This is a genomic window from Mycobacterium sp. IDUB_19, assembly GCF_055419445.1.
On sequence record NZ_JBVAXR010000015.1, the window covers coordinates 33932 to 53295 of the forward strand.

The window sequence follows — 19364 nt, forward strand, 5'->3', positions numbered from 1 at the left end:
GCGGGCAGCGGCGCCCTACTTGGTGAGGGTGAACTGGGCGACGTTCGAGATGCCTTTGCGGAAGAGGCCCGCGCAACCGGTGAGGTAGCGCATGAACCGGTCGTAGACTTCTTCGGACTGGATGGCGATGGCGCGTTCGCGATTGGCCTCCAGATTGGCCGCCCACGTGTCCAGAGTCCGCGCGTAATGCGCCTGCAGATATTGGGTCTGCTCTAGCGAGAAACCGCTGGCCTGCGCATAGTCGACGATATCGGGTTCGCCGCACATCTGCCCGCCGGGGAAGATTTCCTTACCGAGGAAGTGGAAGAAACGCAGATCTGTCATGGTGATCGGGATGCCGCGCTCTTTCCATTGCGACTGCGGATAGGTGAAGATGCTGTGCATCAGCATCCGGCTGTCGTCGGGGAGGGTCTTGTAGGCCCAGTCCCAGAACGCGGGCCAACGTTCCTTCTTGAACGCGTCGAAGGCTTCGAAGCTGATGATCCGATCGACGTGGTCGTCGAACTCTTCCCAGCCCTGCAGACGAGCCTCGGCCCGCCGCGTAGTCGGGATCGCGGCGAGCCTTTCTTTGGTGCGCGCGTAGTGATTTCGGCTGAGCGTGATACCGATGACGTTCACGTCGTATTTCTCAACCGCTCGGACCACTGCTCCGCCCCAGCCGCATCCGACGTCGAGCAGCGTCATTCCCGGCTCGAGGTTCAGCTTGTCCAGCCCGAGATCCAGCTTGGCAAGCTGTGCCTCTGCCAGCGTCATGTCGTCGTTCTTGAAGTAGGCGCAGGTGTACACCATGTTGGGGTCTAAGAACAGCGCGAAGAAGTCGTCCGAAATGTCGTAAGTAGCCTGCGACTCTTCGTAATACGGCTTCAGGTTCGCCACCATCAAGTCCTTCCAGTGTGTTAACGCTACAACGCAATGAGATCCGCGCGAAACTCGCGATGAACTGAAAACGCCGGAGCCGCCTGCTCGACTCTGACTTCAGCTGGCCTCGACGAAATTGCCCGTCAAAACACCGATCACCGGATCCCACAGCTGCTGTGGCAGATCATGACCCATTCCCTCGAATAACACCAATCGGGCACCACTTATTGCGCGCGCGATCGCACGTCCGCCGAAAGGCCGCATGAGTTTGTCGGCCCGGCCGTGGATGACAACCGTTGGTGCCACGATGCGCCGGTTGTGGTGCACCAGGCTTCCGCTTCCCAGGATTGCGCTGAATTGTCCGGCGATGCCTTGCGGATAGTAGTCGCGGTCGTATCCCTCGGCGGCTTCGGCGCGAACCTGCTCGTCGGGTATGCGGTAGCGCGGGCTGCCGATGATCCTGCTCACCCGGACCGCGTTGTCCAGGATGACGTCGCGGGGCGAGCTCGGTGGCGGGCCCTTGATCAGCGCCAGCAGTGCGCGTGGCGCCGGTGGTGGCAGGAACGCCGAGTTGTTGCTGGAAAAGATGATCCCGAGAGTTCTGGTGCGCTCGGCGAATTGCGCGGCGAAGACCTGGGCGATCATCCCGCCCATCGATGCCCCGACGACGTGAGCCGCCTCGATGCCCAGATGGTCCAGCACGGCCGCGGCGTCGTCGGCCATATCCTCGAGCGTGTACGTCGCCTTGCTGCGCAGACCCACCCAGGAGCGGGCCAACCGGGTGACAAATGGCTGGCCGACGCTGCGCCGCTCGGTCTTGCCAGATAGGCCGACATCGCGGTTGTCATAACGGATTACGCGCAGTCCGTGGCCGACCAGCCTCTCGCAGAACTCGGTTCGCCACAGCAGCAGCTGCGCGCCGAGTCCCATGATCAGCAGCACGGGCGGGTCGTCGATATCGCCCATGTCCTCGTAATAGATCTTCAGGTCGCCTTCGGGTTCGCGCGCGTCGGCCCCGGAACTGGCTCCTGATACTGCAAAACCGGTGCGGACCTGCACTAGACCTCCACGTCGGACTGGTGCTCGCGGCTGACCTCGACCATGAAGTTGGCGAAGTATCCCGTCAGCTGAGGGTCGGACATCATCTGCCATTTCGGCGCCAGCAGCTTCATATACCGCTCGACGTAGAGGAACTGCTTGCCGATCAACACCAACTCGCGCGGCAGCTTGACGTCGTAGGCGTCGGCCAGCGTCGACAGCTGACGCCCGATGTCGGCATACGACATGTCGCCCAGGGTCTGCATGGTCAGCGGGGCGGCGAAACGCTCCAGGTCCTTGGCGGCCTCAGCCTCGGGCTTCATGGTTCCGACGGCGCCCATCAGCACGACGATCTTGCCCGCCGCGGCGTGGTCCTTCGTGACCAGCAGGGCGTACACCAATTCGCGCAGCAGCCAACGGGTGCGCGGGTCGATGCGGCCCATGATCCCGAAATCGAAGAAGACGATGCGGCCCTGGTCGTCGACGTACAGGTTGCCCGCGTGCAGGTCGCCGTGGAACAGCCCGTGCCGCAGCCCGCCTTCGAAAAGCGAGAACAGCAGCGCCTTCACCAGCTCGGTGCCGTCGAACCCGGCCTTGCGAATGGCGGCGACGTCATCGATGCGGATGCCCTGCACCCGCTCCATCGTCAGCACCCGGTCGCTGGTGAAGTCCCAATACACATCCGGCACCCGGATGTTCTTGCCCAGCGGCGATACGTGCAGGTGCGAGACCCACGCCTCCATCGACTGCGCCTCGAGGCGGAAATTGAGCTCCTCGGCCAGGTTGGCGGAGAAGTCGGCGACGACGTCTTGTGCCGAAAGCCGGCGGCCCAACTTGGCCAGTTCGACGGCCTGGGCGAATCGCTTCAGGATCTGCAGGTCGGCGGCGACCCGGCGGCGGATGCCCGGACGCTGGATCTTGACGACGACCTCCTCGCCGCTGTGCAGGGTGGCGTAGTGCACCTGGGCGATGGAGGCCGACGCGAATGGAGTCTCGTCCCACTCGGCGAACAGGTCTGCCGGGTCGGCGCCGAGCTCGTCGACGAACAGCTTGTGCACCTCGTCGGGGTCGGCCGGTGGCACCCGGTCGAGTAGGCCACGGAATTCGCGGGACAGCGATTCGCCGAACGCGCCGGGGCTGGACGCGATGATCTGCCCGAACTTCACATACGTCGGACCCAGGTCGGCAAAGGTCTGCGGGAGCTGCCTGATCACCTTCTGCTGCCACGGCCCCTTCGCTGACAGCTTGGTGACGACGCGGGTGGCGGAGCGGGTGAGCTGCCAACCAGTGACGGCGACCCGGGCCGCTTCGACCGGCAGCGGCACCCGGTCAAGCTTGGCCAAGTCTCGGTGTTTGGTAGAACTCATCCCAGCAGTCTGCCAAACCTGGGCTGTCTAGTCCCAATTCACTCCGCGGTGAGCAGGCTTTTTACCCGCTCGCCCCGGGCTTCACGGCTTCTTCACGCCTTTTTCCAGGGTGTCACCCAGCCATCGATTTTCCAGCCTTCCAGCGCGGCGATCAGGTCGTACATCGTGGCTCCGTCGATGGTTTCCCGGACGATGTCGGCGTGCCCGGCGTGGCGTGCCAGCTCGTTGATGACGTGCAGGATCACCCAGCGCACCGACCAGGCCTGCACGTCTTTGGGAAACCACGGAACGTCCCGCGGAACGGGCACCGTCGCGTCGAGGTCCGCGGTCGCCACCAGCCGCAGCGATGTCGCGTTCTGTTCCCCGAATGCCCGCAGCAGCCCGTCCAGCGTCTCGTCGGACCGCATCACGTGCTGGTCGGAGAACGCCTTGGCGATCTCGTCGGGCGGCCGGGGATCCTTCGGCGGTGCGTCCGGTGCGGCCGCGACACGCGTCATCCAGCTGCCTTGCATGCGTGTCACGTGTTTGACCAGTCCGCCGATGGATAGCGCACTCGCCGACGGCGCCGACCGGGCCTGTTCGTCGGTGAGGCCGTACGCCACGGCGAAGTAGGCGCTCTGGTGAAACGCCATGAACTCACGCAGCGCGCTGCGCTCGTCGGCGACGGGTGGGGCAAGGGCGGGCATACTCAGACCTCCTGGTTGACGGGTTGGTCATGGAACTCACGATGCAGGTAAAGGTCGCGGAGGCAAGCGATTTCGGCGCCATGGTGGATCGCTTCTCGATTGATGTGCAACACCAACTCGGTGAGCGGGTGGTCGGCGTAGGGACCCTCGGCGGGGTCGCAACGGCGGGTCAGGTCGGCCGCGGACAACGAGCGCACGCCGGTGATCCACGCGGCGTACGCCTGGTCGAGTTGTCGCAGGGCGGTGACAGCGTCAGCCGCGTAGTCCCAACTCTGGTAGCCGGCGGGCGGCCCGCCGAAATGGTGGTGGTTGCGCATGGCGAACACGCCGACGATGACGTGGGCCATGCGCCAGGCGATCGTGGTGAAGGGGGCCGGGCTGGGCGCCGGGAACGCGAAGTCCACCGACCCGCCGGGATGCACTGTCCAGCAGTTGGGCACCGGCTGCCAGAAGTACTCGTCGTCGGTGAGGCCGTCCAGACGGGGGCGCAGATATCCGCGCCAGTGCCAGTCGAGCTGGTCTGCCAGTTGCGTGGTCAGGTTCGACATGTCATCGAGCTTTCCAGCAACCGGTGACAAGCGTGCTTTATCGCAACGCCTTTGTCGCGGCGTTGGCCCGCCGTAAGGTGCGGGCATGCAGCTGATTTCGGCGCAGTCGACCGAACTGTTCGTTGGGCCGCCGGAAGCGCCATTACAGCTGGTCCGGGTCGCTTTCAGCGATGTAGGCAAGGCCACGTCGATACGTATCGACGGCGACGGTCTGAGCGGCGAAGCGCTCGCCGACGTCGGCCACGAGGTGCTCGAGATTCCGGTGACGGTGCGCACCCCGGTCGTCGGTCAGCGGCGGGCCGCTCGAGTGCACGCCGGCGCCGCCGGTCTGCAGTTCGAGTTCACCGTGGCCGAGCCCGGCTGGACGATGTTCATGGTCAGCCATTTCCACTACGACCCGGTCTGGTGGAACACGCAGGGCGCGTATACCAGCGAGTGGCGCGAAGACCCGCCGGGCCGACAAGCCAACGCTTTCGAATTGGTGCACGCGCACTTGGAAATGGCCCGCCGCGAGCCCGAGTACAAATTCGTGCTGGCCGAGGTGGATTACCTCAAACCATATTGGGACACCCGCCCCGAGGACCGCGCCGATCTTCGTCGCTTCATCGCCGAGGGCCGTGTCGAAATCATGGGCGGCACCTACAACGAACCCAACACCAACCTCACCAGCCCGGAGACGACAATCCGAAACCTGGTGCACGGCACAGGGTTTCAGCGCTATGTCCTGGGCGCTGATCCGGCGACCGCATGGCAGCTCGACGTGTTCGGCCACGACCCGCAGTTTCCCGGAATTGCCGCCGACGCGGGGCTGACGTCGAGTTCGTGGGCCCGCGGACCGCACCACCAATGGGGCCCGACCCACTCCGGCGGCGTCGACGGCATGCAGTTCTGCAGCGAGTTCGAATGGATCTCGCCATCCGGCCGCGGCCTGCTCACCCACTACATGCCGGCGCACTATGGGGCGGGCTGGGGGATGGACTCGTCGGCCTCGCTCCAAGAGGCCGAGCAGTACACCTACGCGCTGTTCGACGAGCTCAAGAGGGTCGCGCTGACGCGCAACGTGCTGCTGCCGGTCGGCACCGACTACACCCCGCCGAACAAGTGGGTCACCGAAATCCACCGCGACTGGTCCGCGCGCTACACCTGGCCGCGATTCGTGTGCGCGACACCGCGCGAGTTCTTCGCGGCGGTGCGCGCCGAGCTCGACGAGCGGGGGTCGGTGCCGTCGCCGCAAACCCGCGATATGAACCCGATCTACACCGGCAAGGATGTCTCCTACATCGACACCAAGCAGGCCAACCGTGCTGCCGAGATGGCGGTGCTGGACGCCGAGCGCTACGCGGTGTTCGCCGCGCTGACGACCGGCGCCGCCTACCCGCATGCGGCCTTGGCCAAGGCGTGGGTGCAGCTGGCCTACGGCGCGCACCACGACGCGATCACCGGCTCCGAATCCGACCAGGTCTACCTCGATCTGCTGACCGGCTGGCGCGACGCGTGGGAGCTCGGTCGCGCGGTCCGCGACAACTCCTTGGCGGTGTTATCGCGGGCCGTAAACGTTCCGGCCGGCCCCCGCGGCGTCGTGGTGTGGAACGCGTTGACACACCAGCGCACCGACATCGTCACCGCCCGGGTTGACCCGCCGCTGGCCGCGGGGGTGCGGGTGCTCGACGCCGACGGTGTCGAGCTGCCAGCGCTGGTCGAGCACGACGGGCGGTCGGTCAGCTGGCTGGCCCGCGACGTCGGATCGCTGGGCTGGCGGGCCTATCGGCTGGTTCCCGCGGACCAGGGCACCGGCTGGGAACCGGTGTCCGGACGCGAGATCGAAAATGAGTACTACCGGTTGGCCGCTGACCCGGCCCGGGGTGGGGCGGTGGTGTCGCTCATTGCAGACGGCCGTCAGTTGATCGCGGACGGACGAGTGGGTAACGAGCTGGCCGTCTACGACGAGTACCCGGCACACCCGAAGCAGGGTGAGGGCCCTTGGCATCTGCTGCCCAAGGGGCCGGTGGTGTGCTCGTCGGAATCGCCGGCGCGGGTGCGGGCGTATGCCGGACCACTCGGACAGCGGCTGGTCGTGCACGGCCGGATCGGCGAAATGCTGCGCTACACCCAGACCTTGACGCTGTTCAACGGCGTGGCCCGGGTGGAGTGCCGCACCACCATCGACGAGTTCACCGGCGAGGACCGCCTGCTGCGGCTGCGCTGGCCGTGCCCGGTGCCCGGTGCCATGCCGGTCAGCGAGGTGGGCGACGCCGTCGTCGGCCGAGGGTTCGCGTTGCTGCACGAAGGATCTCGCTCCGTCGACACCAAGCGTCTGCCGTGGACGCTGGACAACCCGGCCTACAGCTGGTTCGGTCTCTCGTCGACTGCCAGGATTCGATTGGGAGACAACGATATTCGCGCAGTCTCCGTGGCCGAAGTGGTGTCGCCGTCGGAAACGTCGTCCGGCCCGCTGGCGCGCGAGCTGATGGTGGCGCTGGTTCGCGCCGGTGTCACGGCCACCTGCAGCGGTGCCGACAAACCCCGCTACGGCAATCTCAATGTCGACTCCAACCTGCCCGATGTCCGCATCGCACTCGGCGGCCCCGATCGCAACGCCTTCACCAAAGCGGTGCTGGCCGAGGCCGATCCGGCGTACGCGAAAGAGCTCGGCCGCCAGCTGGCGGAGACGGGCCGGGCCCGGGTGTGGGTGCCCGCGGTGACGCCGTTGGCGGCGGCCTGGGTGCCCGGCGCGGACCTGCGTGCGACGCGCGCGCTGCCGGTGCTGGTGATCGCCGGCGCCGACGAGACGAGCCTCGACACTGAGATCGCTTCGGTGGCAGACGATCTCGACGACGCCGAGATCGTCGTCGCCCAGCAGGCCGCGTCGGGTACCCAACATTTCGAATCCCGCACCGTCGCATTGCTCAACCGCGGCGTGCCGAGCTTCGCCGTCGACACCGAAGGCACGCTGCACACGGCGCTGTTGCGGTCCTGCACCGGCTGGCCGTCGGGCACCTGGATCGACGAGCCACGCCGCACCGCGCCAGACGGCTCGAACTTCCAACTCCAGCACTGGACACACCATTTCGACTACGCACTGGCCTGCGGCGACGGCGACTGGCGGCATGCCGAGATCCCGATGCGCAGCGCGCAGTTCTCCCACCCACTGCGCGCGGTCTTCGCAGACCAGCAACGCGGCAACCTGGCGCCCGCCGGATCGCTACTGCACGTCGAGCCCGCCGACACGGTGCACCTCGGGGCGTTCAAGGCGGCCGGCAACCCGCTGACTGCCGGTCGCGCCGAGCCCGTCGACCCCGGCGCGGTGGCGCTGCGGCTGGTCGAAACGAAGGGTTCGCGCGCCCGCGTCTCGATCGGTTCCACGCTCGGCAAGCTGGACGAGATGCAGCTCGCCGATCTGCTGGAGACGCCGCAGCTGCGCAAGCGAGCTGTCGAGCTGCACGGGTATCAGATCGCCACCGTGCTGGCCCGGCTCCAGATCCCCAAGGCGTTCGACGATGCCACCGCGCTGGGCCCCGACGCCGAGATCGCTCAGCCGCTGTACGCGCGCTACTGGCTGCACAATCGCGGGCCCGCGCCCCTAGGTGGCCTGCCGGTCGTCGCACACCTGCACCCGCAGCGGCTCACCGCCGAGCCGGGCAGTGCGGTGGGGCTGCGGCTCACCGCGGCCAGCGACTGCACCGATGCGGAGCTACCCGGCGCTGTCGTGCTGGCGTGTCCGGAAGGCTGGACGGCCGCCCCCGCCGAGTTACCCTTCACGCTGGGCAGTGGCGAGCACCGGGAGGCCGACGTGCAGGTGGCGATTCCGGTCGATGCCGACCCCGGTCTATATCCGATTCGGGCGCAGCTGCGCGTCACCGGGGATAAAGTCCCGGCGGCCTGGCGTCAGACGGTCGAGGACGTGTGCGTCGTGGAAGTCGGTGCCGTCCGGGACACCGAGCTGGTCTACCTCGCCGACGGGCCCCGCGAGATCGCGATACGTGCGGGTGAGACGGCGCGGCTTTCCGTGACGATGGGCAGCCACGCCGGGGCCGACTTGTCGGCCGAGGCGCATCTGATCAGTCCCTGGGGCACCTGGGAGTGGATCGGCCCGGCCTCGCTCGGCGCGGTCCTGACCGCCCGCGGCACCGTCGAACTCGGCTTCGGCGTCAGCCCACCGGCGTGGCTGGAGCCCGGCGAGTGGTGGGCCCTGATCCGGGTCGGCTGCGCCGGCCGGCTGATCTATTCGCCCGCGGTCAAGGTGGCCGTGACATGAGCGTGTACCCGGTTGCCACCGTCGCGGGCACGCCCGTCGGGGTCGAGGAGGTCGATGCCGCCGAGGCGCGATTGCGCAACGGGCCTCGCTCGGCCGCGCTGCCGGCCCGCGGCACCAGCGAGGGCCGCCAATTGCGGCGCTGGCTCACGCAACTTCTGGTGACCGAACGAGTGGTCGCCGCCGAGGTCGTCGCACGCGGATTGACCGCGTCGGACGCGCCGACCGAGGCCGAGCTACTGCCCGACGTGACGGCCCGGCTGGAGATCGGCAGCGTGGCGGCGGCGGCGCTGGCGGGCCCGCGGGCCCGGGCGCTGTTCGTCGACGTGACCGCCGCGGTCCGGGTCAGCGACCGCGAAGTGGCCGACTACCACGCCCGCAATCCGCTGCGATTCGCCGCGGCGCGCCCCGACCATCACGGCTGGCGCGCGCCGTCGTGCGTCGGGCCGCCGCTGGTCCAGGTGCGCTCGGCGATCAACGAGCACCTGTGCGGCGCCGCGCGCCGTCGTGCCTTCCGGGTGTGGCTGGATGCCCGACGCGCCGCGCTGGTCGAGCTCGCTCCCGGCTACGAGCACCCCGGCGACCCGCGCCAACCCGACAACACTCATCGGCACTGATCGGCCATGCTCACTTTATGTTTGGACATCGGCGGCACGAAAATCGCTGTGGGCCTTGCCGATTCCGGCGGAGCGCTCGTCCACAACGCCGTCCGGCCCACCCCGGCGGGCGCGTCGGCCGAACAGGTGTGGGACGTGATCGCCGCGATGATCGTCGAGGCGTTGGCCGCGGCCGGCGGTGCCGTCCGCGCGGTGGGCATCGCTTCGGCCGGGCCCATCGACCTGCCCAGCGGAACCGTCAGCCCGATCAACATCAAAGGCTGGCAACGCTTTCCGTTGCGGGACCGGGTCGTGGCCGCCGTGCCGGGTGTGCCGGTGCGGCTGGGCGGCGACGGCGTATGCATGGCGTTGGGGGAGCATTGGCAAGGCGCGGGACGCGGTGCGGGCTTTCTGCTGGCCATGGTGGTGTCCACCGGCGTGGGCGGCGGATTGGTGCTCAATGGCGCGCCCTACACCGGGCGCAGCGGCAATGCCGGACATGTTGGTCATGTGGTGGTCGAAGAGGGCGGCGAGCGGTGTGCGTGCGGGGGCCGCGGCTGCGTCGAGACGGTTGCGGCCGGGCCGTGGCTGGTGCACTGGGCGCGGGCCAACGGCTGGTCCGCACCGCCCGGCGCCGGCGCGCGGGAGCTGGCCGCGGCCGCGGCGGCCGGGGATGCGATCGCGCTGCGCGCATTCCGCCGGGGCGCCACCGGGCTCGCGGCCATGATCGCCTCGGTGGCCGCGGTGTGCGATCTGGACCTGGTGATCATCGGGGGAGGAGTCGCCAAATCCGGTCGCCTGCTCTTCGACCCGCTGCACGCGGTGCTGGCCGACTACGCCGGGCTGGATTTTCTGTCTGGCCTGCGTGTGGTGCCGGCCGAGCTAGGCGGCGAGGCCGGCCTGGTCGGCGCGGCCCGACTCGCGGGACTCTAGCCAACCGCGCTGCGCTGCATGTGTTTTCGTCCCCAGTCGCACAAACTCGCCAGCACCGGCGCTAGCGTCGTGCCGTACTCGGAAATCGAGTAGTGCACACAGGGCGGAACGGTGCGGGCGTCGTGGCGTTCGATGATCCCGGAGTCAACCAGCTCGTGCAGGTGGCGGATCAGCATCCGCTCGGTGATGCCCGCTGTTCGCTCTGCTGAGCGTCGCGGTCACCTGAGATCCGCCGTTGTGGTTGACCTTTTTGCTGACCAGGGCTTGTCACGCTATTCTTGGTCCCGATCCACCGAAGACCGTCGGTTACCGAGTAATCGGTCGAAGGTCCGGGAACATCCCGGCGGCCCACGCAGGAGGACGAGGCATTACCGCCGGCGCCCGCGCCGGTAGATCTCAACGCCCCGTGCCGCTTCCTGCGCCGGGGCGTTCGTCGTTCCTCGGGTGATCACAGACGACACGTCTAAGCGTGACTTTTAACGAGGAGGTATGCATGGCCAGAGCCGACAAGGCCACCGCCGTTGCGGACATTGTCGAGCAGTTCAGCGCCTCGACCGCGACCGTGATCACTGAATACCGCGGCCTGACCGTCGCCAACCTGGCTGAGCTGCGCCGCTCGTTGGCGGGTTCGGCCACCTACACCGTGGCCAAGAACACGCTGATCAAGCGGGCGGCTTCGGAGGCGGGGATCGAGGGCCTCGACGAACTGTTCGCGGGCCCGACGGCCATCGCGTTCGTCAGCGGCGAGGCCGTCGACGCCGCCAAGGCCATCAAGACCTTCGCCAAGGACAACAAGGCGCTGGTCATCAAGGGTGGCTACATGGACGGCCGCGCGCTTTCGGTCGCCGAGGTCGAACGCATCGCGGACCTGGAATCCCGCGAGGTCCTGTTGGCCAAGCTGGCCGGTGCCATGAAGGGCAACCTCGCCAAGGCCGCCGGCCTGTTCAACGCGCCGGCCTCGCAGGTGGCCAGGCTCGTGGCTGCGCTGCAGGAGAAGAGGGCCGCCGAAGAGCCCGCACCCGCTGCGGAAGCAGCCCCGGAGGCGGCACCCGCCACAGAAGCTGCCCCGGAGGCAGCCGCAGAACCAGCTTCGGAAACACCCGCCGAAACCACGGCCGAAGCCGAATAAAACCAACCCGCAAACCAGGGAAAACAAGGAAGGACCCACACCATGGCAAAGATTTCTACCGACGAGCTGCTAGACGCATTCAAGGAGCTGACGCTGCTCGAGCTCTCCGACTTCGTGAAGAAGTTCGAGGAGACCTTCGAGGTCACCGCGGCCGCCCCGGTCGCTGTTGCTGCTGCCGGCCCCGCCGCCGGTGGTGCGCCCGCCGAGGCCGCCGAGGAGCAGTCGGAGTTCGACGTCATCCTCGAGGCCGCCGGCGACAAGAAGATCGGCGTCATCAAGGTCGTCCGCGAGATCGTCTCCGGCCTGGGCCTCAAAGAGGCCAAGGACCTGGTCGACGGCGCACCCAAGCCGCTGCTGGAGAAGGTCGCCAAGGAAGCTGCCGAGGAGGCCAAGACCAAGCTCGAGGCCGCCGGCGCGACCGTCACCGTCAAGTAGTTCAACTCGCGCGAGAAGCCCCCGGGAGCCTAGTGACTCTAGTCCCGGGGGTTTCGTGTGTTCAGCCGGAAAACGCCGACCGCAGTGACTGTGCCACCCGCTCTGCTGAATCACCCAGGGCCACAAGCAGATTCGAGGTCATCGCGTTGAGCACCGGCGCGATCGCCGATCCGTCGTCGCCGTAATACCCGGCCAGCTCGAGCATGACGAAACCGTGTATCGACGCCCAGAACTGGGCGGCGGTGGCCACCACGGACGCGTCGTCGTCTGCACCACCCACGGTGATCCGGCCGGCCAGCATGCACCGGCGCACGACGCGCACCACATGCGCGAAGCTGGGGTGGTGCTGCTCGATCTCGGCGACCGTGAGCGTCAGGACGTTGCCGGCAGGCGCGTTGATGCCGTGCGCGCTGGTGCTACCGAACATCAGGCGATACATGTGTGGCCGCTCAATGGCGTAGTGGCGGTAGGCGGCGCCGACAACGAACAGATCGGCGACCGGGTCGGCGGTCTGCGGCACCGTCTGGGCGGCGTCGAACTGCCGTAGCCCCTCCTCGGCGACCGCGGCGATCAGTGCTTGCATCCCGCCGAAGTGGGTGTACACCGACATCGTCGACGTGCCCGCGGCGCCGGCCACCTTGCGGGTCTGCAGGGCGTCCGGCCCGTGCTCGTCGAGCAGGCCGACCGCGGCGTGCAGCATCTCGTCGCGCACACTGCGCTGAACTTCCGAAGTCATCTCTCCAACCATCTCTGCTGAGGCCTTGCCATCTTCTCATCACCGGCGTACGGTCTCAATAACGCTGCAATAACAATGTTATAGGAGCTCAGCCCATGACTTCCACACAAGCCGTCAAATCCGAGAACCCGTATCTCGAAGGCTTCCTGGCGCCGGTGGGCGCCGAAATGACCGCGACCGATCTCCACGTCACCGGGCAGATCCCGGAGCACCTGGACGGGCGCTACCTGCGCAATGGGCCCAACCCGGCCGCCGATGTCGACCCGGCCACCTATCACTGGTTCACCGGTGACGCGATGGTGCACGGAGTAGCCCTGCGCGACGGCAAGGCCTGCTGGTACCGCAACCGCTGGGTCCGCACCCCACCCACCAGCGCCGCGCTGGGCGAGCCCGAGCCCCAGGGGCTGAACCCGCGCGCCGGGATGCTGTCGGTCGGCCCCAACACCAATGTGCTGACCCACGCCGGGCGGACGCTGGCGCTCGTCGAGGGCGGCGGCGCGAACTACCAACTCACCGACGAGCTGGACACCGTCGGCACTTGCGACTTCGACGGCACCCTGTTCGGTGGCTACACCGCCCACCCGCACCGGGATCCGCACACCGGCGAATTGCACGCGGTGTCCTACAGCTTCGGGCGCGGGCGCACGGTGCAGTACTCGGTGATCGACGTCGCCGGGCACGCGCGGCGCACCGTCGACATCGAAGTCAGCGGCTCGCCGATGATGCACGACTTCTCCCTGACGGAAAAGTATGTGGTGATCTACGACCTGCCGGTGACGTTCGACCCGGCGCAGGTCGTGCCGGCCAATGTGCCGCGCTGGCTGAGTTTGCCGGCCCGCCTGGTCGTCCAGTCGGTGCTCGGCCGGGTCCGGATTCCCGGTCCGATGGTGACGGCGATCAATAGCAATCGGCAGCCCATGCATCAGATGCCTTACAGCTGGAAGGACAGCTACCCGGCGCGTATCGGGGTCATGCCCCGCGAAGGGGGCAACGACGACGTGCGCTGGTTCGATATCGAGCCCTGCTACGTCTACCACCCGCTCAACGCCTACTCGGAGATGCGCGACGGTGCCGAGGTCCTGGTGCTCGATGTCATCCGCTACGCGCGGATGTTCGACCGCGACCTTCGGGGTCCCGGCGACAGCCGACCCGTGCTGGATCGCTGGACCATCAACCTGACGACCGGCGCGGTCACCACTGAATGCCGCGACGATCGCCCGCAGGAGTTCCCGCGGATCGACGAAACCCTGTTGGGCGGTCGGCACCGGTTCGGCTATGCCGTCGGCATCGAAGGCGGCTTCCTGTCGGGCGGCGCAACCGAGATGACCAGCGCGCTCTACAAGCACGACTATGCGACGGGCTCCAGCGAGGTCGCATCCCTCGACGCAGACCTTTTGCTCGGCGAGATGTCCTTTGTGCCGAATCCCGCGCACGGTTCACAGCAGCGTGCCGAGGACGATGGCGTCCTGATGGGCTACGGCTATCACCGGGGCCGTGACGAAGGGCAATTGCTGTTGCTGGACGCCAAGACGCTCGAGTCGATTGCCACGGTCCACTTGCCGCAGCGCGTACCGATGGGCTTCCACGGCAACTGGGCTCCCACCATCTGACCCCTTTACCGCCGATGTCTTGACCGTTAGCCTGCGTGCAAGGGTGGGGTCTCGAGTCTGCTAATTTTTCGCTCCGGTGCTGCGCAACCACTGCTGCGCGGTCCCAGGCGTGCGCTACAGTGACTCAAGCCACACAAAGGGGCAGGTGGCAGCAGGTGTCGACGGAAGGATTCCAATGGGCGTCGCTATCGAGGTCAGTGGTCTGACCAAGTCCTTCGGATCCTCGAGGATTTGGGAAGACGTGACCCTGGATATCCCCGCCGGGGAGGTCAGCGTTTTGCTGGGCCCGTCGGGTACCGGCAAGTCCGTGTTCTTGAAGTCCCTGATCGGCCTCCTTCGTCCGGAACGTGGCTCGATCATCATCGATGGCACCGACATCATCGAGTGCTCGGCCAAGGAGCTCTACGAGATCCGCACCCTGTTCGGGGTGCTGTTCCAGGACGGCGCGCTGTTCGGCTCGATGAACCTCTACGACAACACCGCCTTCCCGCTGCGTGAGCACACCAAGAAGAAGGAAGGCGAGATCCGTGACATCGTCATGGAGAAGCTCGAGATGGTCGGCCTTGGCGGGGACGAGAAGAAGTTCCCCGGCGAGATCTCAGGTGGTATGCGCAAGCGTGCCGGCCTGGCCCGCGCCCTGGTTCTGGACCCGCAGATCATTCTCTGCGACGAGCCCGACTCCGGCCTGGACCCTGTCCGTACCGCCTACCTGAGCCAGCTGATCCTCGACATCAACGCCCAGATCGACGCGACGATCCTGATCGTGACGCACAACATCAGCGTCGCCCGCACCGTGCCGGACAACATCGGCATGCTGTTCCGCAAGCATCTGGTGATGTTCGGCCCGCGCGAGGTGCTGCTGACCAGCGATGAGCCGGTGGTGCGACAGTTCCTCAACGGGCGCCGCATCGGGCCGATCGGCATGTCCGAGGAAAAGGACGAGGCGACAATGGCCGAAGAGCAAGCCATGGTCGACGCGGGTCACCACTCCGGCGGCACCGAGGAGATCGAGGGCGTGCCGCCCCAGATCCTCGCGACGCCGGGGATGCCGGAGCGCAAAGGGGTGGCACGCCGCCAGGCCCGGGTGCGCGAGATGCTGCACACCCTGCCGAAGAAGGCGCAGACGGCGATCCTCGACGACCTCGAGGGCACCCACAAGTACCAAGGCCACGAGTTCGGCGGCTAGCCGCACATCGTCTGATCTTCCTGCCCGTTCACCACGGCCTGCCGGGTCGGGTTCAGCCGTGCACGCGGGAAGCGACGGCCAGAGGATTTTCCTGACAACTTGCCGTGCCTTCCTCTTGACGAAAAGGCGCGCACAGGTCAATCTGTTGGGCAGAATGTACCCACGGGAAAGTCGAGATGCCAGCCAGCGCCGATCTCCCTTGGATGGGTAGTTGAGGAATGCGCGCGCCTGCGCTATTGTTGGACGTTGCGCTGGCTACTTCCTGCCCACCTCACACCCGCCACTTGACACTGTGGTCTTAGCCTGAGCCCCCTCTGCGGCTCAGCTATTTAGTTGCGCGCGTGAGTTCGGGTAGATCGTTCGCCGGCTTAACCGACACAATTCGCGGCGAACAGGTCCGGTGGCCCCGGTTTTCGTGAGTCGCACGAGGTGCTGGAAGGATGCATCTTGGCAGTTTCTCGCCAGAGCAAGACGGACTCCTCTAGTTCAAACAACTCCGTGCCCGGAGCACCTGACCGAGTTTCTTTCGCCAAGCTCCGCGAACCGCTCGAGGTTCCGGGGCTTCTCGACGTGCAGACCGACTCGTTTGAGTGGTTGATCGGCTCGCCGCGTTGGCGCGAGATCGCCGCCGGTCGCGGCGACGTCAACCCGGTTGGTGGTCTCGAAGAGGTGCTGTACGAGTTGTCGCCGATCGAGGACTTCTCGGGCTCAATGTCGCTGTCGTTCTCCGACCCGCGCTTCGACGAAGTCAAGGCGCCGGTGGACGAGTGCAAAGACAAGGACATGACGTACGCGGCCCCGTTGTTCGTGACGGCCGAGTTCATCAACAACAACACCGGTGAGATCAAGAGCCAGACGGTCTTCATGGGTGACTTCCCGATGATGACCGAAAAAGGCACGTTCATCATCAACGGGACCGAGCGCGTCGTGGTCAGCCAGCTGGTCCGGTCGCCCGGTGTGTACTTCGACGACTCGATCGACAAGTCGACCGAGAAGCTGCTGCACAGCGTCAAGGTGATTCCGAGCCGCGGTGCGTGGCTGGAGTTCGACGTCGACAAGCGCGACACCGTCGGTGTGCGCATCGATCGCAAGCGTCGTCAGCCGGTCACCGTGCTGCTCAAGGCGCTGGGCTGGACCAACGAGCAGATCCACGAGCGGTTCGGCTTCTCCGAGATCATGATGTCGACGCTGGAGAAGGACAACACCGCCGGCACCGACGAGGCGTTGCTGGACATCTACCGCAAGCTGCGTCCGGGCGAGCCGCCGACCAAGGAGTCCGCGCAGACCCTGCTGGAGAACCTGTTCTTCAAGGAGAAGCGCTACGACCTGGCCCGCGTCGGCCGCTACAAGGTCAACAAGAAGCTCGGGCTGAACGCCGGCAAGCCGATCACGTCGTCGACGCTGACCGAAGAAGACGTCGTCGCCACCATCGAGTACCTGGTGCGCCTGCACGAAGGCCAGGCGACCATGACGGTTCCCGGCGGCACCGAGGTTCCGGTGGAGACCGACGACATCGACCACTTCGGCAACCGCCGTCTGCGCACCGTCGGTGAGCTGATCCAGAACCAGATCCGGGTCGGCATGTCCCGGATGGAGCGCGTCGTACGCGAGCGGATGACCACGCAGGACGTCGAGGCCATCACGCCGCAGACCCTGATCAACATCCGGCCGGTCGTCGCCGCGATCAAGGAGTTCTTCGGCACCAGCCAGCTGTCCCAGTTCATGGACCAGAACAACCCGCTGTCGGGTCTGACCCACAAGCGCCGGTTGTCGGCCCTGGGCCCGGGTGGTCTGTCGCGTGAGCGCGCGGGCCTCGAGGTTCGTGACGTGCACCCGTCGCACTACGGCCGCATGTGCCCGATCGAGACCCCTGAGGGTCCGAACATCGGTCTGATCGGTTCGCTGTCGGTGTACGCGCGGGTCAACCCGTTCGGGTTCATCGAGACGCCGTACCGCAAGGTGGTCGACGGTGTGGTCACCGACGAGATCCAGTACCTGACCGCCGACGAGGAGGACCGCCACGTCGTGGCGCAGGCCAACTCGCCGATCGACGCGAACGGCCGGTTCGAAGAGTCGCGCGTTCTGGTTCGCCGGAAGGCGGGCGAGGTCGAGTACGTGCCGTCCTCCGAGGTCGACTACATGGACGTCTCACCGCGCCAGATGGTGTCGGTGGCCACGGCCATGATCCCGTTCCTCGAGCACGACGACGCCAACCGTGCCCTGATGGGTGCCAACATGCAGCGCCAGGCGGTTCCGCTGGTGCGCAGCGAGGCTCCGCTGGTCGGCACCGGGATGGAGCTGCGCGCCGCGATCGACGCCGGAGATGTCGTCGTCGCGGAGAAGTCGGGCGTCATCGAGGAGGTGTCCGCCGACTACATCACCGTGATGGCCGACGACGGCACCCGGCACACCTATCGGATGCGCAAGTTCGCCCGGTCCAACCACGGCACCTGCGCCAACCAGTCGCCGATCGTCGACGCGGGAGACCGGGTCGAGGCCGGACAGGTGATCGCCGACGGTCCTTGCACCGAAAACGGTGAGATGGCCCTCGGTAAGAACCTGCTCGTGGCGATCATGCCGTGGGAAGGCCACAACTACGAGGACGCGATCATCCTCTCCAACCGCCTGGTTGAAGAGGACGTGCTCACCTCGATCCACATCGAAGAACACGAGATCGATGCCCGCGACACCAAGCTGGGCGCCGAGGAGATCACCCGGGACATCCCGAACGTCTCCGACGAGGTGCTCGCCGACTTGGACGAGCGGGGCATCGTGCGCATCGGTGCCGAGGTTCGTGACGGCGACATCCTGGTCGGCAAGGTCACCCCGAAGGGTGAGACCGAGCTGACGCCGGAGGAGCGGCTGCTGCGGGCGATCTTCGGTGAGAAGGCCCGTGAGGTCCGCGACACCTCGCTGAAGGTGCCGCACGGCGAGTCCGGCAAGGTGATCGGCATTCGGGTGTTCTCCCGCGAGGACGACGACGAGTTGCCCGCCGGTGTCAACGAGCTGGTCCGCGTCTACGTGGCCCAGAAGCGCAAGATCTCCGACGGTGACAAGCTGGCCGGCCGACACGGCAACAAGGGCGTCATCGGCAAGATCCTGCCGGTCGAGGACATGCCGTTCATGCCGGACGGCACCCCGGTGGACATCATCCTGAACACCCACGGTGTGCCGCGACGGATGAACATCGGCCAGATCCTGGAGACTCACCTCGGTTGGGTCGCCAAGGCCGGCTGGAATATCGAGGGCGCCCCTGAGTGGGCGGCGAACCTGCCGGAGGACCTGCGGCAGGCGCAGCCGGACCGGATCGTGTCGACCCCGGTGTTCGACGGCGCCAAGGAGGAGGAGCTGCAGGGTCTGCTGTCCTGCACGCTGCCCAACCGGGACGGCGAAGTCATGGTGAACGCGGACGGCAAGTCCAGGCTGTTCGACGGCCGCAGTGGTGAGCCGTTCCCGTACCCGGTGACCGTTGGCTACATGTACATCATGAAGCTGCACCACCTGGTGGACGACAAGATCCACGCGCGGTCCACGGGTCCGTACTCGATGATCACCCAGCAGCCGTTGGGTGGTAAGGCGCAGTTCGGTGGACAGCGATTCGGTGAGATGGAGTGCTGGGCCATGCAGGCCTACGGCGCGGCGTACACGCTGCAGGAGCTCTTGACCATCAAGTCCGACGACACCGTCGGCCGGGTCAAGGTGTACGAGGCGATCGTCAAGGGCGAGAACATCCCGGAGCCGGGTATCCCCGAGTCGTTCAAGGTGTTGCTCAAGGAGCTGCAGTCGCTGTGCCTCAACGTGGAGGTGCTGTCCTCGGACGGCGCGGCGATCGAACTGCGCGAGGGCGAGGACGAAGACCTCGAACGCGCAGCGGCGAACCTGGGAATCAACCTGTCTCGCAACGAATCTGCGTCCGTTGAGGACTTGGCTTAATACCGAGATGAGCGCTTGCGCGAAGAACCAATTATTCAGTTAAACCCGCAAGGGGAA

Annotated in this window: 15 protein-coding genes; 8 read left to right on the forward strand and 7 right to left on the reverse strand. The window is 66.6% G+C overall.

The features are described 5' to 3' along the window. Positions 1-15 precede the first annotated feature (15 nt). From ACZY0B_RS14230 to ACZY0B_RS14250, 5 genes are all read right to left on the reverse strand, one after another. Positions 16-876 (reverse strand): cyclopropane mycolic acid synthase family methyltransferase, encoded by an 861-nt coding sequence (locus ACZY0B_RS14230; RefSeq protein WP_463764768.1) that lies wholly within the window; start codon positions 874-876, stop codon positions 16-18. Positions 877-975: 99 nt separating this feature from the next. After that, entirely contained in the window at positions 976-1824 is an 849-nt protein-coding gene (locus ACZY0B_RS14235; protein WP_463764849.1) for an alpha/beta fold hydrolase, read from the reverse strand. A 92-nt stretch (positions 1825-1916) separates the two neighbouring features. After that, positions 1917-3263, reverse strand: coding sequence for an ABC1 kinase family protein (locus ACZY0B_RS14240; protein WP_463764769.1), 1347 nt, complete (start codon positions 3261-3263; stop codon positions 1917-1919). Between the two features lie 92 nt (positions 3264-3355). Continuing rightward, a complete protein-coding gene (locus tag ACZY0B_RS14245) occupies positions 3356-3949 on the reverse strand; it encodes a DinB family protein (protein WP_463764770.1) in 594 nt (197 codons plus the stop codon). Positions 3950-3951: 2 nt separating this feature from the next. Beyond that, complete coding sequence (locus ACZY0B_RS14250) at positions 3952-4497, reverse strand: DinB family protein (protein WP_463764771.1); 546 nt, start codon at positions 4495-4497, stop codon at positions 3952-3954. Positions 4498-4582: 85 nt separating this feature from the next. Between ACZY0B_RS14250 and ACZY0B_RS14255 the strand changes: the two genes are divergently transcribed. Genes ACZY0B_RS14255 through ACZY0B_RS14265 form a run of 3 tightly spaced genes read left to right on the forward strand, consistent with a single transcriptional unit; the run spans position 4583 to position 10278 of the window. Further along, on the forward strand, positions 4583-8752 hold the full coding sequence (locus ACZY0B_RS14255) for a glycoside hydrolase family 38 N-terminal domain-containing protein (RefSeq protein ID WP_463764772.1): 4170 nt from the start codon (positions 4583-4585) through the stop codon (positions 8750-8752). Continuing rightward, positions 8749-9366 carry a DUF7158 domain-containing protein gene (locus ACZY0B_RS14260; RefSeq protein WP_463764773.1) on the forward strand — a complete coding sequence of 206 codons (618 nt, stop codon included), beginning with the start codon at positions 8749-8751 and terminating at the stop codon, positions 9364-9366. The genes ACZY0B_RS14255 and ACZY0B_RS14260 overlap by 4 nt, the downstream gene beginning before the upstream one ends. Before the next feature lie 6 nt (positions 9367-9372). Beyond that, positions 9373-10278 carry an ROK family protein gene (locus ACZY0B_RS14265; protein WP_463764774.1) on the forward strand — a complete coding sequence of 302 codons (906 nt, stop codon included), beginning with the start codon at positions 9373-9375 and terminating at the stop codon, positions 10276-10278. On the opposite strand, the gene ACZY0B_RS14270 is transcribed toward ACZY0B_RS14265, so the two are convergent. Next, on the reverse strand, positions 10275-10466 hold the full coding sequence (locus ACZY0B_RS14270) for a winged helix-turn-helix transcriptional regulator (RefSeq protein WP_463764850.1): 192 nt from the start codon (positions 10464-10466) through the stop codon (positions 10275-10277). The two genes, ACZY0B_RS14265 and ACZY0B_RS14270, sit on opposite strands and share 4 nt — an antisense overlap. Before the next feature lie 305 nt (positions 10467-10771). Between ACZY0B_RS14270 and rplJ the strand changes: the two genes are divergently transcribed. Together rplJ and rplL are read left to right on the forward strand one after the other, a co-directional pair. Further along, a complete protein-coding gene (gene rplJ / locus ACZY0B_RS14275; RefSeq protein ID WP_463764775.1) occupies positions 10772-11407 on the forward strand; it encodes a 50S ribosomal protein L10 in 636 nt (211 codons plus the stop codon). 42 nt (positions 11408-11449) lie between these two features. Next, a complete protein-coding gene (gene rplL, locus ACZY0B_RS14280; protein ID WP_313862629.1) occupies positions 11450-11842 on the forward strand; it encodes a 50S ribosomal protein L7/L12 in 393 nt (130 codons plus the stop codon). A gap of 61 nt (positions 11843-11903) precedes the next feature. On the opposite strand, the gene ACZY0B_RS14285 is transcribed toward rplL, so the two are convergent. Next, complete coding sequence (locus ACZY0B_RS14285; protein ID WP_463764776.1) at positions 11904-12578, reverse strand: TetR/AcrR family transcriptional regulator; 675 nt, start codon at positions 12576-12578, stop codon at positions 11904-11906. Positions 12579-12673: 95 nt separating this feature from the next. Here ACZY0B_RS14285 and ACZY0B_RS14290 point away from each other — a divergent pair, with 95 nt between their 5' ends. From ACZY0B_RS14290 to rpoB, 3 genes are all read left to right on the forward strand, one after another. After that, the gene (locus ACZY0B_RS14290; RefSeq protein WP_463764777.1) at positions 12674-14188 is read left to right on the forward strand and encodes a carotenoid oxygenase family protein; all 1515 of its coding nucleotides are present in this window, start codon (positions 12674-12676) and stop codon (positions 14186-14188) included. Between the two features lie 175 nt (positions 14189-14363). Next, on the forward strand, positions 14364-15374 hold the full coding sequence (locus ACZY0B_RS14295; RefSeq protein ID WP_463764779.1) for an ABC transporter ATP-binding protein: 1011 nt from the start codon (positions 14364-14366) through the stop codon (positions 15372-15374). A 447-nt stretch (positions 15375-15821) separates the two neighbouring features. Next, positions 15822-19307 carry a DNA-directed RNA polymerase subunit beta gene (rpoB, locus tag ACZY0B_RS14300; protein ID WP_463764780.1) on the forward strand — a complete coding sequence of 1162 codons (3486 nt, stop codon included), beginning with the start codon at positions 15822-15824 and terminating at the stop codon, positions 19305-19307. The last annotated feature ends 57 nt before the right edge of the window (positions 19308-19364 follow it).

Excerpts from the sequence above, each read along its gene's own strand:
- ACZY0B_RS14295 (WP_463764779.1), top strand. The coding sequence starts at position 14,364 with ATGGGCGTCGCTATCGAGGTCAGTGGTCTGACCAAGTCCTTCGGATCC.
- ACZY0B_RS14265 (WP_463764774.1), top strand. The coding sequence starts at position 9,373 with ATGCTCACTTTATGTTTGGACATCGGCGGCACGAAAATCGCTGTGGGC.
- ACZY0B_RS14235 (WP_463764849.1), bottom strand. The coding sequence starts at position 1,824 with ATGGGCGATATCGACGACCCGCCCGTGCTGCTGATCATGGGACTCGGC.
- ACZY0B_RS14250 (WP_463764771.1), bottom strand. The coding sequence starts at position 4,497 with ATGTCGAACCTGACCACGCAACTGGCAGACCAGCTCGACTGGCACTGG.
- ACZY0B_RS14245 (WP_463764770.1), bottom strand. The coding sequence starts at position 3,949 with ATGCCCGCCCTTGCCCCACCCGTCGCCGACGAGCGCAGCGCGCTGCGT.
- ACZY0B_RS14260 (WP_463764773.1), top strand. The coding sequence starts at position 8,749 with ATGAGCGTGTACCCGGTTGCCACCGTCGCGGGCACGCCCGTCGGGGTC.
- ACZY0B_RS14240 (WP_463764769.1), bottom strand. The coding sequence starts at position 3,263 with ATGAGTTCTACCAAACACCGAGACTTGGCCAAGCTTGACCGGGTGCCG.
- ACZY0B_RS14285 (WP_463764776.1), bottom strand. The coding sequence starts at position 12,578 with ATGACTTCGGAAGTTCAGCGCAGTGTGCGCGACGAGATGCTGCACGCC.
- ACZY0B_RS14255 (WP_463764772.1), top strand. The coding sequence starts at position 4,583 with ATGCAGCTGATTTCGGCGCAGTCGACCGAACTGTTCGTTGGGCCGCCG.
- rplL (WP_313862629.1), top strand. The coding sequence starts at position 11,450 with ATGGCAAAGATTTCTACCGACGAGCTGCTAGACGCATTCAAGGAGCTG.
- ACZY0B_RS14290 (WP_463764777.1), top strand. The coding sequence starts at position 12,674 with ATGACTTCCACACAAGCCGTCAAATCCGAGAACCCGTATCTCGAAGGC.
- rplJ (WP_463764775.1), top strand. The coding sequence starts at position 10,772 with ATGGCCAGAGCCGACAAGGCCACCGCCGTTGCGGACATTGTCGAGCAG.